At 51.6% G+C, this 21,192-nt stretch carries 16 protein-coding genes and 1 pseudogene; 9 read left to right on the top strand and 8 right to left on the bottom strand.

Annotated features, from left to right (window positions below):
• Positions 1 to 301 precede the first annotated feature (301 nt).
• From ABD843_RS11505 to ABD843_RS11490, 4 genes are all read left to right on the top strand, one after another.
• Positions 302 to 3,613 carry a tetratricopeptide repeat protein gene (locus tag ABD843_RS11505; protein WP_345083256.1) on the top strand — a complete coding sequence of 1,104 codons (3,312 nt, stop codon included), beginning with the start codon at positions 302 to 304 and terminating at the stop codon, positions 3,611 to 3,613.
• A 117-nt stretch (positions 3,614 to 3,730) separates the two neighbouring features.
• Positions 3,731 to 4,204 carry a redoxin domain-containing protein gene (locus ABD843_RS11500; protein ID WP_345083254.1) on the top strand — a complete coding sequence of 158 codons (474 nt, stop codon included), beginning with the start codon at positions 3,731 to 3,733 and terminating at the stop codon, positions 4,202 to 4,204.
• 37 nt (positions 4,205 to 4,241) lie between these two features.
• Entirely contained in the window at positions 4,242 to 5,276 is a 1,035-nt protein-coding gene (locus ABD843_RS11495; protein WP_345083252.1) for a T9SS type A sorting domain-containing protein, read from the top strand.
• A gap of 87 nt (positions 5,277 to 5,363) precedes the next feature.
• Complete coding sequence (locus ABD843_RS11490) at positions 5,364 to 6,110, top strand: glycosyltransferase family 2 protein (protein WP_345083250.1); 747 nt, start codon at positions 5,364 to 5,366, stop codon at positions 6,108 to 6,110.
• Between the two features lie 95 nt (positions 6,111 to 6,205).
• On the opposite strand, the gene ABD843_RS11485 is transcribed toward ABD843_RS11490, so the two are convergent.
• Positions 6,206 to 6,406, bottom strand: a complete 201-nt coding sequence (locus ABD843_RS11485; RefSeq protein WP_345083248.1) for a hypothetical protein — start codon at positions 6,404 to 6,406, stop codon at positions 6,206 to 6,208.
• Positions 6,407 to 6,567: 161 nt separating this feature from the next.
• Positions 6,568 to 8,514 carry a glycosyltransferase family 2 protein gene (locus tag ABD843_RS11480; protein WP_345083246.1) on the bottom strand — a complete coding sequence of 649 codons (1,947 nt, stop codon included), beginning with the start codon at positions 8,512 to 8,514 and terminating at the stop codon, positions 6,568 to 6,570.
• Between the two features lie 180 nt (positions 8,515 to 8,694).
• On the opposite strand from ABD843_RS11480, the gene ABD843_RS11475 reads away from it, so the two are divergent.
• On the top strand, positions 8,695 to 9,693 hold the full coding sequence (locus tag ABD843_RS11475; RefSeq protein WP_345083244.1) for an SRPBCC family protein: 999 nt from the start codon (positions 8,695 to 8,697) through the stop codon (positions 9,691 to 9,693).
• Positions 9,694 to 9,767: 74 nt separating this feature from the next.
• Here ABD843_RS11475 and ABD843_RS11470 read toward each other — a convergent pair whose 3' ends face one another.
• Together ABD843_RS11470 and ABD843_RS11465 are read right to left on the bottom strand one after the other, a co-directional pair.
• Positions 9,768 to 10,070 (bottom strand): HPF/RaiA family ribosome-associated protein, encoded by a 303-nt coding sequence (locus ABD843_RS11470; protein WP_345083243.1) that lies wholly within the window; start codon positions 10,068 to 10,070, stop codon positions 9,768 to 9,770.
• Between the two features lie 26 nt (positions 10,071 to 10,096).
• A complete protein-coding gene (locus ABD843_RS11465) occupies positions 10,097 to 10,990 on the bottom strand; it encodes a tyrosine-type recombinase/integrase (protein ID WP_345083241.1) in 894 nt (297 codons plus the stop codon).
• A gap of 205 nt (positions 10,991 to 11,195) precedes the next feature.
• On the opposite strand from ABD843_RS11465, the pseudogene icd reads away from it, so the two are divergent.
• From icd to ABD843_RS11450, 3 genes and pseudogenes are all read left to right on the top strand, one after another.
• A pseudogene (icd, locus tag ABD843_RS11460) lies at positions 11,196 to 12,485 on the top strand (NADP-dependent isocitrate dehydrogenase); the annotation flags it as partial.
• A 268-nt stretch (positions 12,486 to 12,753) separates the two neighbouring features.
• Positions 12,754 to 13,428, top strand: coding sequence for a deoxyribose-phosphate aldolase (gene deoC, locus ABD843_RS11455; protein ID WP_345083239.1), 675 nt, complete (start codon positions 12,754 to 12,756; stop codon positions 13,426 to 13,428).
• Between the two features lie 78 nt (positions 13,429 to 13,506).
• A complete protein-coding gene (locus tag ABD843_RS11450; RefSeq protein WP_345083237.1) occupies positions 13,507 to 14,019 on the top strand; it encodes an SPOR domain-containing protein in 513 nt (170 codons plus the stop codon).
• Between the two features lie 82 nt (positions 14,020 to 14,101).
• On the opposite strand, the gene ABD843_RS11445 is transcribed toward ABD843_RS11450, so the two are convergent.
• The 4 genes from ABD843_RS11445 to ABD843_RS11430 form a co-directional block, all read right to left on the bottom strand.
• Entirely contained in the window at positions 14,102 to 14,866 is a 765-nt protein-coding gene (locus tag ABD843_RS11445) for a Bax inhibitor-1/YccA family protein (protein WP_345083235.1), read from the bottom strand.
• A gap of 88 nt (positions 14,867 to 14,954) precedes the next feature.
• Positions 14,955 to 15,893, bottom strand: a complete 939-nt coding sequence (locus tag ABD843_RS11440) for a hypothetical protein (RefSeq protein WP_345083233.1) — start codon at positions 15,891 to 15,893, stop codon at positions 14,955 to 14,957.
• Positions 15,893 to 16,579 (bottom strand): 2-C-methyl-D-erythritol 4-phosphate cytidylyltransferase, encoded by a 687-nt coding sequence (locus ABD843_RS11435; protein WP_345083230.1) that lies wholly within the window; start codon positions 16,577 to 16,579, stop codon positions 15,893 to 15,895. Before ABD843_RS11435 ends, ABD843_RS11440 begins: the two co-directional genes overlap by 1 nt.
• 116 nt (positions 16,580 to 16,695) lie before the next feature.
• A complete protein-coding gene (locus ABD843_RS11430; RefSeq protein WP_345083228.1) occupies positions 16,696 to 18,594 on the bottom strand; it encodes a polysaccharide deacetylase family protein in 1,899 nt (632 codons plus the stop codon).
• Positions 18,595 to 18,836: 242 nt separating this feature from the next.
• On the opposite strand from ABD843_RS11430, the gene ABD843_RS11425 reads away from it, so the two are divergent.
• A complete protein-coding gene (locus ABD843_RS11425; RefSeq protein ID WP_345083225.1) occupies positions 18,837 to 21,101 on the top strand; it encodes an aconitate hydratase in 2,265 nt (754 codons plus the stop codon).
• Positions 21,102 to 21,192 lie beyond the last annotated feature (91 nt).

Here is a 21,192-nt window from a genome sequence, read left to right as displayed (position 1 = left end):
TTCTTCACATATGGTCGGCTTTTTTTGCCAATGACATTCCTGACCGTCGCGCGCAAGCTCCATTTACGATATTACTATAAGTACGAACACCTTCCCCATTATATTAGCAAATATTTAAAAACAGGAGAAAAAGCAACAAATAAATATTAAGTTTGTTATCCTAATAATACCGTTTCGAACTATCCACAGAACTGCCTTGTCCGCACACCGCTCTATATGCAGTAATACCAGCATAAAGACGCTTTTTGAGGGGCATTGCCGTTCTGGAAATACATACAAAAAAACGACTTAGAGCGAACTCATGAAACGCATATCCATATATTTGCTCACCATAGCTCTCTGCGCTGCTGCCTCTATCACCGCCAGGGCACAAAGAGCATCTTATACCGACTCCCTGGTAAAAGCGTTACCCAAGGCCAGGGAAGACAGTAACAAGGCCAATATCCTATATCAGCTGGCCAATACCTACTTTACATCCAATACCGACAGGGCCATCAGCTACGGACAACAGGGCGTGGACCTCGCTGCCCGCCTGGGCTGGAAAAGGGGCGTGATAAAACTGAGCAATACCGTAGGCAACTGCTACAGCTACAAACGCGACTATAACAAGGCCGTAGAACTGTACCTGAGAAGCCTGAAAGCCGCCGAGGAAACAGGCGACAGGCAGGGACAGGCCATAGCCATGCGCAACATAGGCAATGTGTATTCGTATAAACTGAAAGACTATCCGAAAGCTATAGATTATTATACACGCTGCACACGCATCACCGAAAGCATGGGCGACAACCGCGAAACGGCCGAGCTGCTATCGGAGATAGGTATCACCTACCATATGCGCCGCGATCACGGCAAGGCCATAGAGTACTTCAAACAGGCCATGGGAAAGGGTGAGGCCGCCAGCGACAAAAGAATAGTGGCAGAGAACCTCACCAATATCAGTTCGGTATACAGTGCGCAGGCCAACTACCCGCAGGCGCTGGACTATGCGCTACAGTCGCAGAAATTCTACGAGGCCATCAACGATAAACGCGGTATCGCGCTGGCCCTTCAGAAAACAGGTAATATCTACATCAACCAAAAGGACTACCAGCGTGCGCTGGATTGCTTTCTGCGCTCGCTGAAACTCTCGGAGGAAACAGGCAAAAAAGATATAATAGCCGACAACCTTCAGTATGCAGGCGATGCCTACATAAGCATGGGCAACCACTCGCAGGCGCTGCCACTGCTGATGCGCGCACTAAAGCTGGCCGATGAAATGGGCGACAAAGCAGCATCCGGTACCGACCAGGCATATATAGGCAAATGCTACCAGGCACTGGCCGAGAACAAGACCAAAGGCCCCATACCCGACTCGCTGAATGCGCTATCGGAAGAGGTGAAGCTGCAGCGTGCATTCTACTACCTCTCCCGCGGTATAGACCTTTTGAAAGAGACAGGCGACTACGATGCCCTGCAAGAGGCATATGAGCACCTGTCGCAGGTACAGTACAAGCAGGGCGATAAAGAGGGCTCGCGCGAAAGCTACAAGCAGCACAATGCCTACCTGGAGAGCATGTACAACCAGGAGAAGAGCAGCGAGATAGCCCGCAAGGATATGCAGTATGTCTTCAACAAGAAGCAGGAGACCATGAGGCAGGAAGGCCAGCAAAAGGAAGTGGCTTTTCAGAAAGAGCTGCAGATGAACGCCCTGCGGCATGAATACGAGATGAAGCAGGCCGCTGCCACATCGGAACGCGAACGCGAGCAGTTGCGCATGGAAGAAGAGCTGAAACAGAAGCAGATAACTTTTGAATACGAGCGCAAGCAGGCCGATATAGAGGCCAAGGCCGCACTGGCCAAAGCCGAGCTGGAAAAAAGCAATGCGCTGAGCGCCGCAAAACTGAAGGCCGCAAAAAGAGAACGCCTCTTCTACCTGGGCGGGCTGGTGATGCTGGGTTTCCTGCTTACCGGCATGTACAACAGGAACAAGATGATGCACAAGAACAAGCTGGCGCTGGAGGAGAAGAACAGGCAGATAGCCGCCGAAAAAGACAATGCCGACAAGCAGCGCATTCGTGCAGAGAACTCTGAGAAGTTCAAGCAATTGTTCCTTGCCAACATGAGCCACGAGATACGTACCCCCATGAACGCCGTAGGCGGCATGACGGATATACTGCTGCAAAAATCGCCCCGGCCCGACCAGGTAGGTTATCTGCAGGCCATCAGCAAATCGTCGGAGGTACTGCTCCACATCATCAACGACATACTGGACCTCTCTAAGATAGAGGCCGGCAAGATGGAACTGGAGAAGATAGACTTCTCCCTTGCCGATATGGTGAACCAGGTGAAGGATACCCTTACCCACAAGGCCGACGAGAAAGGACTGCAACTGGTGGTAGACATTCAGAAAGACATCACCGACGTGGTTATAGGCGACCCCTTCCGCCTGAACCAGGTGCTGATAAACATAGGCGGCAATGCCATCAAATTCACAGAGCGTGGCAGTGTACAGATAGAGCTGAAACAGGTACATAAAGATGCCGAAAGAGTATCTATACGCTTTGCCATCATAGATACCGGCATAGGCATACCTGCCGATAAGGTGGGCAGCCTCTTTGGCAACTTCGCGCAGGTGAATGCCTCTGATACCCGCAAATATGGCGGTACCGGTCTGGGTCTGTCTATATCGCGCCAATTGGTAGAGCTGCATGGCGGCACCATATCGGTAGATAGTGTGCTGGGCAGTGGCACTACCTTCCATTTCACCATCTCTTACCCCATAGGCTCGCCAGAGAAATTGCACGACCGTGTGGCGGCAGAAAAGAAGGCCGACGGCAGCATACTGAACGGACTGAGGGTGCTGGTGGCCGATGACAATGAGTATAACCGCATAGTGGTGAACGAGACCCTGATGCTGAAGGCCGATATAGAGATAGACAATGTGGTGAACGGCGAAGAAGCATGGCATGCCGTACGCGACAAAGACTATGACGTGGTGCTGATGGACGTGCAAATGCCTGTAATGAACGGCCACGACTCTACCCGCGCCATACGCGAGCTGCCATCGCCCAAGAACAAGATACCCATCATAGCACTCACGGCCAGTACGCTGCGCAACGATATAGATGCCTGCCTGGCCAGTGGTATGAACGGCTATGTACCCAAGCCATTCAAACCATGGCAGCTCATAAATACCATGGCCGAGCTGACAGGCCGCAAGGGCAACCCGCCACCACCCGGCAGGAAGAAAGAAAAGAAACAGGAAGATGTGGTAGTGGCGCCCGAGCCTGTGGCCGATGCCAGCCTCATAACCGACCCCGTATACCTGCACAAATTCTGCGAGGGCGATGAGAAGCGCATCAAAAAGTACATAAACATGTACCTGAAGGGCGTACCTGCCTTCAAGGCCAAGCTGAAGGAGGCCGTGGACTCGAAGGACCTTAACGAGATAAAGTCGCGCGTGCATGCCTTCAAGCCCAACTGGCTGATAATGGGCATGAAACGTACCGGAGAGCTGGCATCTATGATAGAACAGCAATGCATGAACAACGCTACCGATGGCCTGTACGAGAACCTGACCCTGCTGGTAGAGCAGACCGACCAGTCTGTGAAGGAACTGGAGGGCAAGGGTTGATCATTCCGTACCAGGTGAAAAAAGCTGCATCTTCCCCGGTGCAGCTTTTTTTTGCCCTCATGTGGGCAGATCATAACGTTTTTAACATGGTGTCCTTTACTTTTACTAAAAAAGATCATGGCCATACAAGTAGGACAGACCGCGCCCGATTTTACGCTGCGCGATACGGAAAAGAACAAAGTGACCCTGAGCGAACAACGTGGCAAGAATGTAGTGCTGCTGTTCTTCCCCCTGGCGTTCACGGATACATGTACCAAGGAGCTGTGTATGATACGCGACAATATGGCGGCATACAACAATGTAAATGCAGTGGTATACGGCATATCGGTAGACTCCCTGTTCTCGCTGGGCAAATTCAAGGCCGAGCAGCAGTATAACTTCACCCTGCTCAGCGATTTCAATAAGACCGCATCAAAGGCCTACGACAGCCTTTACGAGCACTTCTACAACGACATGGATGGTGTTTCCAAGCGTTCGGCCTTCGTCATAGATAAAGAGGGTATAGTACGCTATGCCGAGGTACTGGAAAATGCCTCAGAAATTCCCGATCTCAATGCCATTATGCAATGTTTGGATCAGATAAATAATTAATTTGCAGTATCATTCACCCAAACCATTATACATATAAATGAAAAAGATATTTATCATTTTTTCGGCGCTTTTTGTCTCTGCCGCGTCCTTCGGACAAGGTATCATTAACCCGGGTATGGAAGCGTGGCATAGTGCCACTGCGGGCGGCACCCCTCCTGCAGCACCTGTACCCATCGCAGCCCCTAACGCGTGGCATGGTTTCGACTCCCTGATCATAGCAGCAGGCCAGGCATTCGGTCCATTCATAGGTTCAGACCCGGCGACCGCCGTCTGGAACAGGCAACTATTCGAAGAGAACACCTTTGTACATGGCGGCGCTGCAGCTGCAAAGCTCATCACCGTAAAACAGGATACACTTGGCTTCATGCCGGGTATGGTATCGGATGCAGAGCCTACATTCAACCCAGGCGTGATAGCCGGTGGCGGCGACCCTGCCAGCGCACTTTCCTTCACCGGTGGTACCAGTACCAACCTGCGTGTGAACTCTGTGACCGCATGGGTAGCCTACATGCCGGGTAAAGATGCTACTACCGGTGCCTTTGGCGGCGACGATAAAGGTCTCTTCAATGTACAGGCGCTGGCCACTGTGGGTTCTAAAACAGACTCTGTAGTAGGCCTCGGCGGTGTTAACATAGATGCATCCTCGTCTTACACCTCCGTGACCGCAAATGTGACCTATACCACCACAGACTATAATGTGCACACCATCCGCATCACATTCTCCAGCGGTGGCGGCGGCACTTCGGGCGAAGCCCTGGATAGCAGCATTCTCTATGTAGATGATGTGAGCATGCTGGGCGACCCGCAGTCGGTAGGCGGCGTGGCATACAATGCCAACGTGGTAAGGGTATACCCCAACCCATCTGAAGGCATACTGTACCTGGAAGGCCCTGCACTGGGCGGCTATACATGTACCGTATCTTCGGTAACGGGCAGCGTTGTGGCCACACAGACCGTAAAGGGCACCGAAAAGCTGGACCTGACGGCACAGCCTGCAGGCCTTTACCTGTATACCATAGTTAGCCCTGCGGGCGAAACGGTACAGACAGGCAAGGTGAGCATACGTCACTAAAGCACCATAAAACAGCACAATAAACTTCGACCCACATATCTTTATATGTGGGTTTTTTCGTGATAAATGCTAATTTTGCGGCCTGCTATGCTCAACGGTAAGAAAATAGTGATCGTACTGCCGGCCTATAAGGCGGAAAAGACCCTTGAACGCACATATAACGAGATCCCATTCGATATTGTGGACGATGTGGTACTGGTGGACGATAACAGCCCCGATGGCACCATACAGGAGGGCAAAAGACTGGGTATAAAGCACATCATAAAGCACGAAGTGAACAAAGGCTATGGCGGCAACCAGAAAAGCTGCTACAAAAAAGCCCTGGAGCTGAATGCCGATATAGTGATAATGCTGCACCCCGACTACCAGTACACCCCCAAGCTGATACATGCCATATCGTCCATCATAGCTATGGACCTGTACCCAGTGGTACTGGCATCGCGCATATTGGGCAAGGGCGCGCTGAAAGGCGGTATGCCCATGTACAAGTATGTCTTCAACCGCATGCTCACCCTGTTCGAGAACATAATGCTGGGCCAGAAGCTGAGCGAGTACCACACCGGCTACCGCGCTTTCTCTGCCGAGGTGATACGCTCCATAGACTTCACCCACAACAGCGACGACTTTGTTTTCGACAACGAAATGATATCGCAGATATTCATGAACGGTTATGATATAGCCGAGGTGACCTGCCCTACCAAGTATTTCCCCGAGGCATCGAGCATCAACTTCAAGCGCAGCATGAAGTATGGCCGTGGCGTACTGCGTGTATCGCTTACCCACAGGTTCCACAAATGGGGCCTCATCACCAGCAAGCTATACAGGAAGAGATAAGGGTGACGTACCTACTATACCCGCAAACACACGAACGGCAGGCTATATCACATAGCCTGCCGTTCACTTTTTATATCTTGTTCAGCACCCCGGTATCAATACAGTACGCAGGTCTCTTTTACCTTTATACCTGTAGCAGGGTCTGTATTTTCATAAGACTCTTCTTTGCACAGCGACTCTGCAGCGCTCTTGCTATTGTATATATCGAACTCCTTTACCGAACTATCGGGCAGACCGGGTACGCCGCTATACTGTATCTTACACTGGCAGATGTATTTTTTTGAACATGAGCTCATTACGAGTATGCCAGAAACAGCTAATAGTAGAAGAACAGAACCGCGAGATCTCATGTATGGTATCCTTATTTCGGGTTGAAGTTAGTAATGGTATGTTACAATTCAAAATTTTAACGGCATACTGTTCACATTCATACATATATGCGCATACCGCTTTCGCATCAACTGCCCAGGTACCTGTAGTTCTTCAGCAGCAGGCCCACATCGGTGCCGGGGGTGTATTGCTGGGCATATAGCAGGTTCATACCTGTTTTCACCTTATCGGCAGGCTCATACCCCGGCAATATATTGTAAGGATAAATGACCCCCCGGCGCAGCCGCGGCAGGTGCTGTACCGCTACACCCGGCACATACCCCACCCAGGTGAGCTTGCCGAAGAGCACCCGGAAACAATGCCCTAGGAAGGTGAGCGGCCTTTTTACCAGGAACAGCAGTATGGGGAACAGCAGCAGGAAGACCACCGAGGCCGCTATATCTATCATACGCTTATTGCGCACCTGCGCAAAATCGGCCAGGTTGAAACGGCGGTCTATGGTATAGAGGTCGCCCGATGTGGCGCTGGAATTGCTGCCCACAAAGCTCTGCCCGCCGGGCAGGTGTATCTTGTATTCATAATCGCCACCGCAAAGCTGCATCTGCCGGAACACATCGGCATAGGTAAGCCCGTTGATACAGAATATCACCTCGTTCACATTGGTCACAAAGAGCAGTTGCTTCATCTCGCCTATAGTGGCCAGCGCACCCGGGCCATCTGCCGATGGGCTTATACGGCCCGATAGCTCGGGCGCATAGTTCACCTGCCGCAGCACCTCGGCGGTCTGCTTATAGGCATGTTCGTCGGCCACTATCACGGCCTTGCGCGGCAGGGCATCGTAGGGTATGTAGCGCAGCACACCCATGCGATAGAGCAGCTCGTGCAGGCCCAGCAGTATGACCGTACCCGCAAACCCCGAGAATATGATGATGGCGCGCGAAAAACGGTACTCAGGCGGCAGCAGGCCATAGTACGCCAGTATCACTATAGTGCCGAATATCATGCCCCGTGTCACCTTCAGCGCACGGTAGGGCTGGTCGTAGGCGCCATTGAAATAGAGCGACAACAGCCACAGCAGTATATAGGCCGGGAAGGTAGCATATACTATACTGCCCGTAATGGGCGCCATGTTCTTTACCTCACTCACCCAGAACTCCTTTATGCCCCATAGCGTAAGCAGCAGTATGAGGGCATCGAAGAGGGGCATGTGCAATACCTTCAGCCCTCTCTTCACCGTACCCAGTATGGCACGCAATACTATACCCGCATTTATGAAAAGTATGAAAAGCCCTGCCTGCCGTTTGGTATAGTGTTTCTTCACAAAGGTCACCAGCGCCTCGTTGAAGATGCGCACATAAGAGAGTGTCATCTTGCGCGTGCTTTCGCCCTTGTAGTGTATCAGGTCCACCTCGGGGTAGTAGATATTCTTGTACCCTGCCTTCTGTATGCGATAAGAAAGATCCACATCCTCGCAGTACATAAAATAGTCCTCATCGAAGGGGCCGCCGGCCTCGTCCATAGCAGTGCGGCGCACCAGCATACAGCAGCCCGATAGTACATCTACTTCGGCCGTCTGTCGCTCGCCTATATGCACCGCATAGTATTTATTGATGTAGGGCGACCTGCTGAACAGCTTGTTGATACCCGTGGTCTTGAATATGGCCACCGACAGCGAGGGGAAGGACTTCTTGGAATCGGGAGCGAACTGGCCCTTGCCATCTATGAGCCTGGGCCCCAGCGCACCAGCCTCGGGGTGGGCATCCATATAGGCAATGGTATGCTCAAAGAAATGCTCGGGCATTACCGTATCGGGGTTCAGGAACAGTATATACTGGCCCTGCGCCATGGCCACGGCCTGGTTATTGGCCTTTGAAAAACCCTTGTTATCCTTGTTCTCTATCAGCTTTACCGTGGGGAACCGCTCGCGCACCATGGCACAGCTATCGTCGGTAGAGTTGTTGTCTACCACTATCACCTCTGCCGCTTTGTTCCGGGTGGCACGCAGCACAGAGTGCAGGCACACCTCCAGGAAATACTTCACATTATAGTTGACAACGATGACAGATAACTTCATAATATCGGGGGGCGCGGCCTGAGCCATGCATCATTTGCGCCGGCAATACTGAACGGGAGCAATTTCGGTGCCATACCCATCCATTCTGCTGCAAATAACGAAAAAAACGGCCAATACATTGTACTGGCAGGTAAAAGCGTGCCGGTAGGTCATATCCACAGGTATCTTTATTTTTACAGCATGAAGAAATTCCTGCGTTTCTCGTTCTGGCTCATATTCATCATCGGCGTGCTGCTGCTGGGCCTGGCCTTCCTGGAGCCGCGCGATGTGACCGTGACCCGCACCGTAGTGATACAGGCCCCGGCCAAAGTGGTGTTCGACAACGTGGTGGACTTTACCCGCTGGCCTGCCTGGAACGCCATGTTCCGTACCGACAGTGCGGCAAAGATCAACTATAGCGGCACTATGGGCCAGCCCGGCAGCATACTGGCCTGGATAGGCGACGATGGCAAGATAGGCGCGGGCCTTATTCGCAACGAGGGTGTGGAGGGTACCATGATGCGCTATACCTTCACCGTATCGCGCCCGGCAGAGATGCTGGCCGATGGCTATATATCGGCCAAAGATTCGGGCCTGTACACTATCGTAACCTGGACGTTCCATAAGCATTTCGAGTTCCTGGCCAATGCCACCCTTGTAGTACTGGATCTGGACAGGTACATAGGCGGCGACCTGGAGAACAGCCTCGCCAACCTGAAAACATATATAGAGCAGTATGCCGAGCCTATAGTGGACATAAAGGAAGTAGACCATCCCGGCTATATGGTGGCCGGTATACGCGACAGTATGCAGTGGGCCGATTTTACCTCCTTCTTTGGCGATGCCTACAGCCTTTTCCTGCACACGCCCGATAGCTCTATCACAGGCCCGCATGTGGGCATCTACTACCAGTGGGACACCCTGCGCCACCGGGCCGATGTGATGGCTGGCGTGGTGACGGGCAACACCCTGGTACCTGTAAATGGTATCATCTTCTCCCAACTGCCGCCATCGCGGGCATATATGGCCGTTCACAAGGGCGGCTATGGCAGCCTGCGCCATGCGCACGATGCACTGATGCGCTACGAGGCCGTAATGGGGCGCACACACTGGCTGGTGGTAGAGGAATATCCCACCTATCCCGGCAATGAGCCCGATAGCAATAAATGGGTCACCAACATATACTACCTGCTGCAATAGAACTTACAAAATGGCATGAATCAGGAAGGCCGCCCTTTCCGGCGGCCTTCTCATATATCTGTATCCTACATTTTTTAGTGCACCAGGTGCTTTTCCTTTTGGCGTTTCACCTGGTTCACCAGTGAGTCGAAAGCAAGGTCGAAAGACTGTTCGAAGGTCTTGCTCTGGTGTTTCACGAAGTAAGAGTGTTTGGGTACATATACCTTTATCTCCGCTACCTTGTCTCGTACCTGCTGTGAGAAGTTATCCAGTTTCAGGTATACCTCCGCTGAAATTATCTTGTCATGGAAGGTCCTCAGCTTTTCTATCTTGGCGTTCACATGCTCAAGCAACTTGCTGTCGGCATCGAAATGCACGGTTCTGATCTGTACATTCATACGTTTTCATTTTATGGTTATTGATCTCACCCTCTCGGGTGGTTTTGTCTGTGTATATCTTTTAGCTTATCTATATTATTATGAGTGTATATCTGTGTAGCTGCAAGGCTGCTATGGCCCAGCAGGTCTTTTATGGCCTGTATATTGGCACCGTTGTTCAGCAGGTGCGTAGCAAATGAGTGGCGCAGCACATGCGGGCTCTTCTTTGCCAGGGTGGTGCTGGCCGCCAGGTACTTTTTTACCACACGGTACACATAGTTGGCATACAGGGGCTTGCCGCTCTCCAGCGTCAGCAGCACGGTGGTATCGTACTCCGGCAGCTCCCTTTTGGCCTGTATGTAGTAGCGCACAGTATCCAGCAGGGCCTCACTTACGGGCATCAGCCTTTCCTTGTTGCCCTTGCCTAGTATACGCACCTGTTTCAGCCCCCATTCTATATCTTTCTCCTTCAGTTGCATCAGCTCGGCACGGCGCATGCCTGTAGCATACAGCAACTCGCATATCAGCCTCTCGGTAAGGCCCGCATATCCCTCGGCAAATCGCAGCTCTTCCAGCATATGTTCTGCCTCATGCTCCTTTATGTAGGTAGGCAGGCGTTCGGGCAGGCGCTGGGCGTGCAGCTTGCGCACGGGGTCATGCGTTATATGGCCGGTCTTGCGCAGGTATTTGTATAATACGCTCACGCTCGATAGTTTCCTGTTCAGCGTACGCGCAGTATCTTTTTGCTCGTTCTTCTGGGCCGCCAGCCAGCTACGCACATGAAAATGCGTGACCACCTTCGGGTCATCGATATTATATACTGTAGCAAGATGATGGCGAAACTGTGTCAGGTCGCGGGTATATGCGGCAATGGTATGGGTAGCGTAGCGCTTCTCAAACCTCATGTAATGCAGAAGATCGGTTATTTTTTCCTCGAACATGGCCGAAACACTCTCTATCGTAAATTTACGGATCTTTTTATACGGCGTGAAATTTATTTTACGGTTATTTCCACATCAACACAACTTTAACTTTTTGAGGGTCAACGGCTAGCACGCACTCCGGCACATGCTCTCTTTTACCCTAAAAAAGATATAACGCAAGAAAGCATACATCGCTTAACTTCGCACCGCGAAAACAAACACAACTATGACACCACAGAAGATAACCATGGGGGCCAACGGCCAGCTGAACGTACCTGATAATCCTATCATTCCATTCATAGAGGGCGATGGCATAGGCCCCGATGTATGGAGCGCAAGTAAAAAAGTACTGGATGCTGCAGTGGCCCACGCCTATACCGGCAAGCGCAAGATAGAATGGATGGAGGTACTGGCCGGTGAGAAGGCCTTTAACGCCACCGGCGAATGGCTGCCCGCAGCTACGCTGGATGCCGCACGCGAATACCTGGTATCTATAAAAGGGCCGCTCACTACGCCCGTGGGTGGTGGCATACGCTCGCTGAACGTGGCCATGCGCCAGGAGCTGGACCTGTATGTGTGCCTGCGCCCTGTGAAGTGGTACAAAGGTGTGCCCTCGCCAGTGGTACATCCCGAGAATGTGAACATGACCATTTTCCGCGAGAACACGGAAGATATATATGCCGGTATAGAGTTCATGAACGGCACACCCGAGGCCGAAAAACTGTTCAACTTCATGAAGGACGAGCTGGGTGTAGGTAAGAAAGTACGCTTCCCTGCATCTTCGGCCTTTGGTATAAAGCCTGTATCCAAGGAAGGCTCTGAAAGGCTCATACGCTCTGCCATACAGTACGCGCTCGACAATAAGCTGCCATCTGTGACCCTGGTACACAAGGGCAACATCATGAAGTTCACCGAGGGTGGCTTCAAGGTATGGGGCTATGCGCTGGCAGAGCGCGAGTTCGGCGACAGGGTATATACCTGGGGCCAGTGGGAGAACGCCAAGAAGACACAGGGCGAAGATGCCGCCAACGCAAGACTGAAGAAAGAAGAGTCGCTGGGCAAGCTGATCATAAAAGACGTGATAGCCGACAACTTCCTGCAGCAGTTGCTGCTGGCTCCGCAAGATTACTCTGTAGTGGCCACGCTGAACCTGAATGGCGACTATATATCTGACGCAGCAGCAGCAGCAGTGGGCGGCATAGGTATATCGCCCGGCGCCAACATCAACTACCTCACCGGCCATGCGGTATTCGAGGCCACACACGGCACAGCACCACGTTTTGCCAATACCAATACCATGAACCCGTCATCGCTGCTGCTAAGCGGTGTGATGATGCTGGAGTACATGGGCTGGACAGAGGCCGCCAAACTGATAGAAGATTCCCTGGCCACCACCATCAAACGCAAGAGGGTGACCATAGACTTCTTCAACCTGATGCACGATGCTACCCTGCTGAAGACAAGCGAATTTGCCGATGACATCATAAAGAATGGTGGCATGAGCCTTTCCTAATATAATTTCCATACTTAATAAAACATCATGGGGCCGGTCATAAAGACCGGCCCCATTTATTTTTTGCTCCCTTTACAGCTTATCAGCATCCACACATCCGCTTCATTCACAACAAAATACATGTATGCACAACGTTTATAACGGTAAAATATCGTCTTTCACCGGCTGATAAAATATCCGAAACAGATCTTGTAAGATCATATGCAGTACCAAATAAAAATATAAATTTGCGGACCCTGATTCTTAAAGAAACGAGATCTTTACTACAATGTCATTCAATCTAGCCTCGTATATTGATCATACGATACTCAAGCAGACCACTACCGTAGCCGAGGTAGACAAAGTATGTGTGGAAGCTTCTATGGCCGGCTTTGTGTCGGTATGTATACCCCCCCGTTATGTAGCAGGCGCCAAAAAGCTCCTCGACGGGTCTAAAGTAAAAGTAGCCACCGTTATAGGTTTCCCGCTGGGATATAATGCTACCGAGGTAAAAGTGCGCGAAATAGAAGAAGCCATACACATGGGCGCCGACGAGCTGGACATGGTGATAGACCTGTGCGCCCTGAAAAGCGGCGACTGGAAACACCTGACCCACGAGTTGGAAGCATGCATGGCCCCTGTATACCAGGCAGGCCGCATACTGAAGGTGATAGTGGAGAGCGGCATGCTCACTGATAGCGAACTGATAGCCTGCTGCCAGCTATATGGCAAATATGAGATAGACTTCATGAAAACGTCTACGGGCTTCTCTGGTACCGGCGCTACCATACATGCCGTACGCATGATGCGCGAGTTCCTGCCCGCGCGTATAGGCATCAAGGCATCGGGCGGCATACGCGATTACGAGTTCGCGCGCCAGCTTATAGACGCCGGTGCCAACCGCCTCGGCTGCTCTTCCAGTATGCAGCTGATGAAGGAATTCAAAGTGGCCACAGGCGCCTGATCTCCCCCGGTATTCCCTGCTAATAACATCACGTTATGCCCGTTTCCCATGGGCATGGGTTATTTTTGCGCCCGTTCCATGAGGAAACCGCTCCTGCATATAGCCGCCATTATACTTTTACCCTGTGCCACTATGGCCCAGGGCGATGACCCCGGCGATGTAGCGATACATAGCGATGCCCGCCTGGCGGTACTGGTGCGCAAGAACCATAGCTATGTGCGGCTATCTACTCCCGAGCCGCCCCCCAAAGCTCCAGACCCCGCTGCTAAGCTAACTACTACTCCCAATACCCCACCGCCATCATCTACAGCCCTTATTCACCACGATACGCGGGTGGTATATAACGGCAAGGGCTATAGGGTGCAGATATACAGCGGCCCCGACAGGAACAAGGCCATAGCAGTAAAGTCGGAGTTCATGAGGCGCAACCCGGGTGTGAGCACTTACCTGTTCTATGTTGCACCGGCCTTCAGGGTAAAGGTGGGCGACTACCGTACCCAGCGCGATGCCGAGGGCATGCTGCGCGAAGCCAATTCCCTCTTCAGCCCATGTATGATAGTGCCCGACATGGTGACGATAAGCACCTATTGAGCCGTCCTCTCTAAAATTTTCTCAGAAACAACAAGGCCCGGTCAGTGACCGGGCCTTGTAAATATCTTTCTAGGTCGTTCTCTTAGTCGTTGCGCCTTACACCAAAAAGGTTCAGCAGCAGCACGAAGAGATTGATGAAATCGAGGTAAAGGGTAACAGCGCCCAGCAGCATCAGCTTGCCGGCACCTACAGTGCGGGTTCCTTCATACTCTATACCTGCGCCTATCCTTTTCAGTTTCTGCACATGAAAGGCAGTAAGACCGGTGAACACGGCCACACCTACCAGACTGATGATATAGTTGAGCGCGGGGCTATGCAGCACCCAGTTCACAAGGGCGGCTACAAAGATACCTACTGCCACCATAGACAGCAGGGAGCCGAACGTGGTAAGGTCTTTATCCGTAGTATAGCCCATAACGGCCATTACACCGAACATAAGGGCCGCAGTGGCGAAACAGGTAACTACCGAGCCTGCCGTATAGGTAAGCAATATGAAGCTAAGGCTGATGCCCATAGTAGCCGCGAACAGCACGAACAGCCCCACAAGCGTGGTCGACGACATGCGCTCGAAACCGGCGAACAGCACAAAGGGAAATATGAGCGGCGCCAGCATCACAGCAAAACCCAATGGTTTCAGCGACCGGCCATGCTCTGTTACCTCGGCAAGTGAAGAGGCCAGTGAGGCATTACCGGCGAATAGCAGGGCGAATATGGCCGAAACGGCCAGGGCCACGAACATCCAGGCGAAAACGCCTGCCATGAACCTCTTGGAAACGGATAGCGCTGTGCGTGTCTGCGAAGAGCCTACTACCGTATAGTCGGTGAATTCGTATCTATCGTTGTTCATACTTCTCTGCACTGAATTGCGATGTAAAGTTAGATCGATATTGCGCCCTGCAAACCCTGTGTGTCAACATTTAACATCATCTTGTATGCTAGTAGCTGATGCCTACCGTGAACTTTACCCTTTCTCTTTTTTTGGTGAATATATGCCAATCTCCGTTGTAAGAGATATAGGAGGGATATATTTTTTCGCCTATCTGCACGGTACGCACCTTCATCGTTACATCGAAGTCGTATACCAATGTGCTGTAGGAAAGCGAATGGTCGCGCGCCAGTATGGTGTGGTCGCTCCGGCGGAACCAGGTGGTAAGCTCGTTGTATATCACCTTACGTTCATAGCCCTTCTTCGGCGTTATACGGAACATATAGCAGTCCACCCCATCCAGTGCCACCTGCGATATTTTGAAATCGTATTTCCGCGCCTCATCCTCGTCGAATATCGATGCCCTGTCGGCCATAAAGGGTATGCCGGCTACTTTGCTGCCGGGGTTGAAGATAAGTTGCTTCAGCTCGTATTTGCTTTTCTCCATCCGACCCTCGCCATAGGCATGCATCTTGCCCGCCACTATATCGTCCTCGTTGCACACCTTGCCTTTGGTCACGAACAGGTAGTCGAACAGGGCGGTGGTATAGTAATTGTTCTCGCCGTTCTTTTTGTAATAGTCGCCCGTGGTACGCTGCTCGGTAAACGTCATGGTGCGGCAGTTGTTCTCTATATCCTGCCGGGCCTTGCTGTGCTGCGATGCCGTTACGCGCCCTTTCTTGTCGTACACCGCTATATCGTTCACAGAGGTATACGGTACCAGGTGCATGCTGCGAAAGGCCTTGTAAAAAGTAGTGTCGTTCTTTACGCGGCGAATGAAGGCATTCACATCGAACGAACTTTTTATCATCACAGGATCGAGCGAAATAGGCTGGCTGAACACACTTAACGAGTCGGGCACGGGCTGGGCCTGCGCATACACACTTCCCGGGCGAGCCCATGCCAGCATCATACACAGGCATATCATATAGTGTGCCCGGCGCAGCATCAGGAGCTGGTCTTTAGCAATGTTTCGGCTATCACCATATCGCCCGGTGTGGTGATCTTTATATTGTCCCTGTCGCCGGCTACCAGTCGTACTCTATGCCCATGAGCCTCTACCACGGTAGCCTCATCGGTAAAGGCAGGGTCGTACGGACGGTCGAAGGCAGGTAATATCAGGTGGCTCATAAAGGTCTGCGGCGTTTGCACTATGCGCAGGTTATCGCGGTTCACGGGGTGCGAGTCGCCATCCTCGTCTACCAGCCGCATACTATCTGTTACGGGCATTACGGGTATGGCGCTGCCGTGGTCCAGGGCGCTTTCGTAGCACCTGTATATCAGCTCTTGCGATACCAGCGGGCGCACACCATCGTGTACGAACACCACACCATCGTTCTTTATGGCCTTCAGGCCGCTCTGCACACTATGGAATCTTGTTTCTCCACCGGCCACACAGGTCACCTGCCGGTCGCCTATATACGACTTCAGTATGGTGTGTACACCGTTCACCTGGTCGGCCGGGGTAACGAGAATGATGCGGATATCGGGAAAGGCATGAGAGAATGCCAGTACAGAATGACATAATACCGGTATACCCATCAGCGGCATGAATTGTTTAGGTATCGAGCTGGCCATCCTTACGCCCTTTCCACCGGCTACTATGATGGCATATTTCTTAATAGTATTAGACATTGTAGTGTTCACATGATCCCGACACAAAAAAAATGATTTTCCGCTATGCTGACAAAAATATGAGGCATATTGACAAGGCCATAACCAGCAGCACACCTGTGTACAGAAGCATCACCTTATCTCTTCTCCCTGAAATTCAATATCATAGGGCTGCTCAACTCATCGATGACGATCGCATTTGCTGTTTGATGCACATTGCCCGCATTGTCGTGCAATTGCCAGCCGGCGGGAACATGTATGGTTATCCCCTGTACTTTTTCCCCACCATTATCGATACTCACTACCGGCTGGCCGGCAACACGGTCCACGCTCACCTTTATCTTGTTCCTTTGCCGCCACCAGTTGCCGTATTCGCCTATAGTAGTGGTCCAGGCCGTGTCCCTCAGTTGGGTCAGTACCCGCTTTTCGTATTCCATTTTCTGCCCGCATATATCCGTATGTATCAGGATATTCAGCGCCCCACCATATTTCGATAGTTTTTTTGCCAGTAGAAATGTGCTGTCTACCCTTTCCAGCATGGGCAGGCCCAGTTCGTCCTCCACAGCTACCGGGAACTCTACGATATCGGTCTCGGTCTCAAGATCCCTGTTGTATGTAAGCATAAAGGGAAGCGCGGTCTGGGCATTACCTGCAGTGATAGAAGAGCTGTTGCGATAACCTGTGGCCATCAATGCCTGCGATATACCAAAAGGATATTGCAGGTGTCCCGGCCTGAACGATCGTACTATGCCACTGTCCGTATTTCGTTCCAACAGGAATTTACTTACCCTTAGTTCCCCTAAGATGCTTCCGTTATAGGTATGCTCCCGGTCGAAAACAAAAGGTCTGTAATCGGGATAAGACTCATTTCCTGTGCCCATCGGAAATTTCGAGAATACTTTGGAATGCGCAACAGAATGGCTGGCTATTTCCATGCCTGCCCTATGTATCTGCTGCAGATATTTTATATTGTTTTCATTGAAAAAGATATCATCGTTCCAGTCCTTGATGTATTTGGTCTGTATGAAATAGGTCGCCTTTATCCTGAATTGTTTCTCCATAGCTGCATAGGTGGCAGCATTCACTATCGACTTTGTATAATCGACATCATGCGTCATCATCATTGAGAAAGGCCTGTTGAATGGTACCGGCCATATGGTCACCGCATCGGGGTTGCCTGTAGTATATATCTCTTTCAGCATTCGCAACAGAATGTCCACACCTGCCTCATAGTTGTTCACATAGGCCCTGTTGGGGTCAAAGCCTCTGCCGTTCATATTCCTGCGGAAGTAGTTGCCTATATCCAGGCCTAAGGCATAGGCCTTGCCACTACCATAGTCTCTATATGTCATGCATGCAGTACCATCGTCATATGCTACCAATGGAGTTTCGGCCTTCGTATATCCCATAGTAGCTATGGCATCCTCTTTCGCAGTTCCGGCCACTATGATCTCGGCATCTATAACATCAGAGAATATATCGTTGAACTGAGGTATTTTGTCGTTCATCTGCAGCTTCAATCTGCTCCTGTTGTTCGACTCTGCTATCTCTTCATAGCCAAAGACCGCATTCAGTCCCCCACCATACACATTTGTGGCTATAAGTGTTCCGCCATTCCTGGGTATTGCTGCTATGGCTTGCAGTTGCTCCCTGTTCAGCACCTTGCCCGATATGAGCGGATATACCAGTACCACCTTGTGCTTTACGGCCTCTGCCACATCTGTCGTTATGGTGAAGGGTACGCCTATGCCCTTCAGGCCATGAGCTATGCCTATCCAGTGCGACAGCGTATCTGTGAGCAATACCGCCAATGCGCTTCTATTATCTACATGGTATTTTCCCCACGAGGCCATTTGCCTCTCGGGCAGCACCGATGGTGATGATGGCCCCATCAGACCAGGGAAAACGAACATGTTCTTTTCCGGCACATGGAACTCGTTCTTGTCCGGCTTTGTAAGCAGCCGCTTACATAAGTAGATACTTCCCACCAATAGCAGCAGGCAAAACAATAGTCCACGCCTTGTCCTCAGTAACATAGTACACAAAAATAATACGGAAATGATCTGTAAGTAGGTCGTGAGGCCGGTAATAGGTCCACATTTTCAAAATGCCCTAAAAGCAGTAACGGCTACTGGCCGTATATCTTTCGAACTACCTTTTGCTCAATATGATATATCTTTCTGCAGGCAAAAAGTCATTATTCCCGAATTTTAATATTTATTACAGGATCCGTAACTTCGCAACCTCTAAAAGACTTATTAAAAGAAGCTCCCAACACATGGCATTCGACATTGAACTCATCCGGAAAGTATACAAGGAACTACCCGGAAAAGTAGCAGCCGCCCGGGCGATACTGGGCCGCCCGCTCACACTGGCAGAAAAAGTATTGTACTCTCACTCATACGAGCCCGCTAATGCGGCCTATGTAAGGGGTAAGGACTATGTGAACTTCGCCCCCGACCGCGTGGCCATGCAGGATGCTACGGCACAGATGGCGCTGCTGCAGTTCAGCACTTGCGGCCGTGCAAAGGTAGCAGTGCCCAGTACGGTGCATTGCGATCACCTGATACAGGCCAAAGTAGGCGCTGCTGCCGACCTGGCCACCGCCGTAGATGTGAACAAGGAAGTGTACGACTTCCTCGCTTCCATATCCAACAAGTATGGTATCGGTTTCTGGCGCGCAGGTGCGGGCATCATACACCAGGTAGTGCTGGAGAACTACGCCTTCCCCGGTGGTATGATGATAGGTACCGACAGCCACACCCCCAATGCCGGCGGCCTGGGCATGATAGCCATAGGCGTAGGCGGCGCTGATGCCGTAGACGTAATGGCGGGTCTGCCATGGGAGCTGAAAATGCCCAAACTGATAGGCGTGAAGCTGACCGGCAAAATGAGCGGCTGGACATCGGCCAAAGACATAATACTGCGCGTAGCCGGTATACTGACCGTAAAAGGTGGTACAGGCGCTATAGTAGAATACTTTGGCGATGGCGCCGACAGCCTTAGCTGTACCGGCAAGGCCACTATATGCAACATGGGCGCCGAGATAGGCGCTACATGCTCTATGTTCGCCTACGACGAGAAAATGGCCGACTACCTGCGCGGCACCAACCGTGCCGATGTGGCCGAACTGGCAAATGCCGTGATAGCCGACCTGCGCCCCGACCAGGAAGTTTACGACAACCCAAGTGCATACTACGACCAGCTGATAGAGATAAACCTGGACGAGCTGGAACCATATGTGAACGGACCTTTCACCCCAGACCTGGCAACGCCCATCAGCAAGATGGCCGATGCAGTAAGGGAGAACGGCTGGCCCGATGCAGTGGAAGTGGCCCTGATAGGCTCTTGCACCAACTCTTCTTACGAAGATATATCGCGCGCGGCATATATAGCAGAGAACGCTATGAGCAAAGGCCTGAAGGCAAAGAGCGAATATACCATCACACCCGGTTCGGAAATGGTACGTTACACCATAGAGCGCGACGGTTTCCTGGGCACGTTCGATAAAATGGGCGGTGTGGTACTGGCCAACGCCTGCGGTCCCTGCATAGGCCAGTGGGCGCGCCATGTGAACGACCCTGCCAAGAAGAACACCATAGTTACTTCCTTCAACCGCAACTTCGCAAAACGTAATGACGGACTTTCTTCTACGCATGCTTTCGTGGCATCGCCGGAGATAGTTACGGCATTCGCCATATCGGGCAGCCTGTCCTTCAACCCGCTGAAAGATAAGCTGATGAACGACAAGGGCGAAGAAGTGATGCTGGACGAGCCCAAGGGCTACGAAATGCCTCCACGCGGCTTTGATGTAGAAGATCCGGGTTATGATGCTCCTGCCGCCGATGGCTCAAATGTACAGGTGATAGTAAGCCCCACCAGCGACCGCCTGCAACTGCTGGAACCATTCGCAGCATGGAACGGACTGAACTACCATGGCCTGAGGCTGCTGATAAAAGCATTCGGCAAGTGTACTACCGACCACATATCTATGGCCGGTCCATGGCTGAAATACCGTGGCCACCTCGATAATATATCGAACAACATGCTGATAGGCGCCGTGAACGCTTTCAATATGGACACCAACAAGGTAAAGAACCAGCTTACAGGTGCATATGACGAGGTACCAAAGGTGCAGCGCGCATACAAGGCCGCAGGTATAGGCAGCATAGTGGTAGGCGACGAGAACTATGGCGAGGGCAGCAGCCGCGAGCACGCAGCCATGGAACCACGCCACCTGGGTGTGAACGTGATACTGGTAAAGAGCTTTGCCCGTATACACGAGACCAACCTGAAAAAGCAGGGCATGCTTGCCATCACCTTCAACGACAAGGCCGACTATGACAAGATACAGGAAGACGACACCATAGATGTGATAGGCCTTACCACCTTCGCACCCGGTGTACAGCTTACTGTAGTACTGAACCATGCCGACGGCACTACCGACGAGATGATCGTGAACCATACCTACAACGAACAGCAGATAGAGTGGTTCAGGGCCGGTGGCGCACTGAACGTGATAAGGGCGGAATTCGCCAAGTAAGATCCGAAAACAATAACATAGTAAATGGCCCGCCTGCCCGGTGGGCCATTTCTTTTATGCGCCTATCAACGCTTTTGTGCGCGAAACAACG

It is taken from the genome of Nemorincola caseinilytica (genome assembly GCF_039540515.1).
GTDB lineage: Bacteria > Bacteroidota > Bacteroidia > Chitinophagales > Chitinophagaceae > Nemorincola > Nemorincola caseinilytica.
This window is presented reverse-complemented; position numbering and strand designations above follow the sequence as displayed.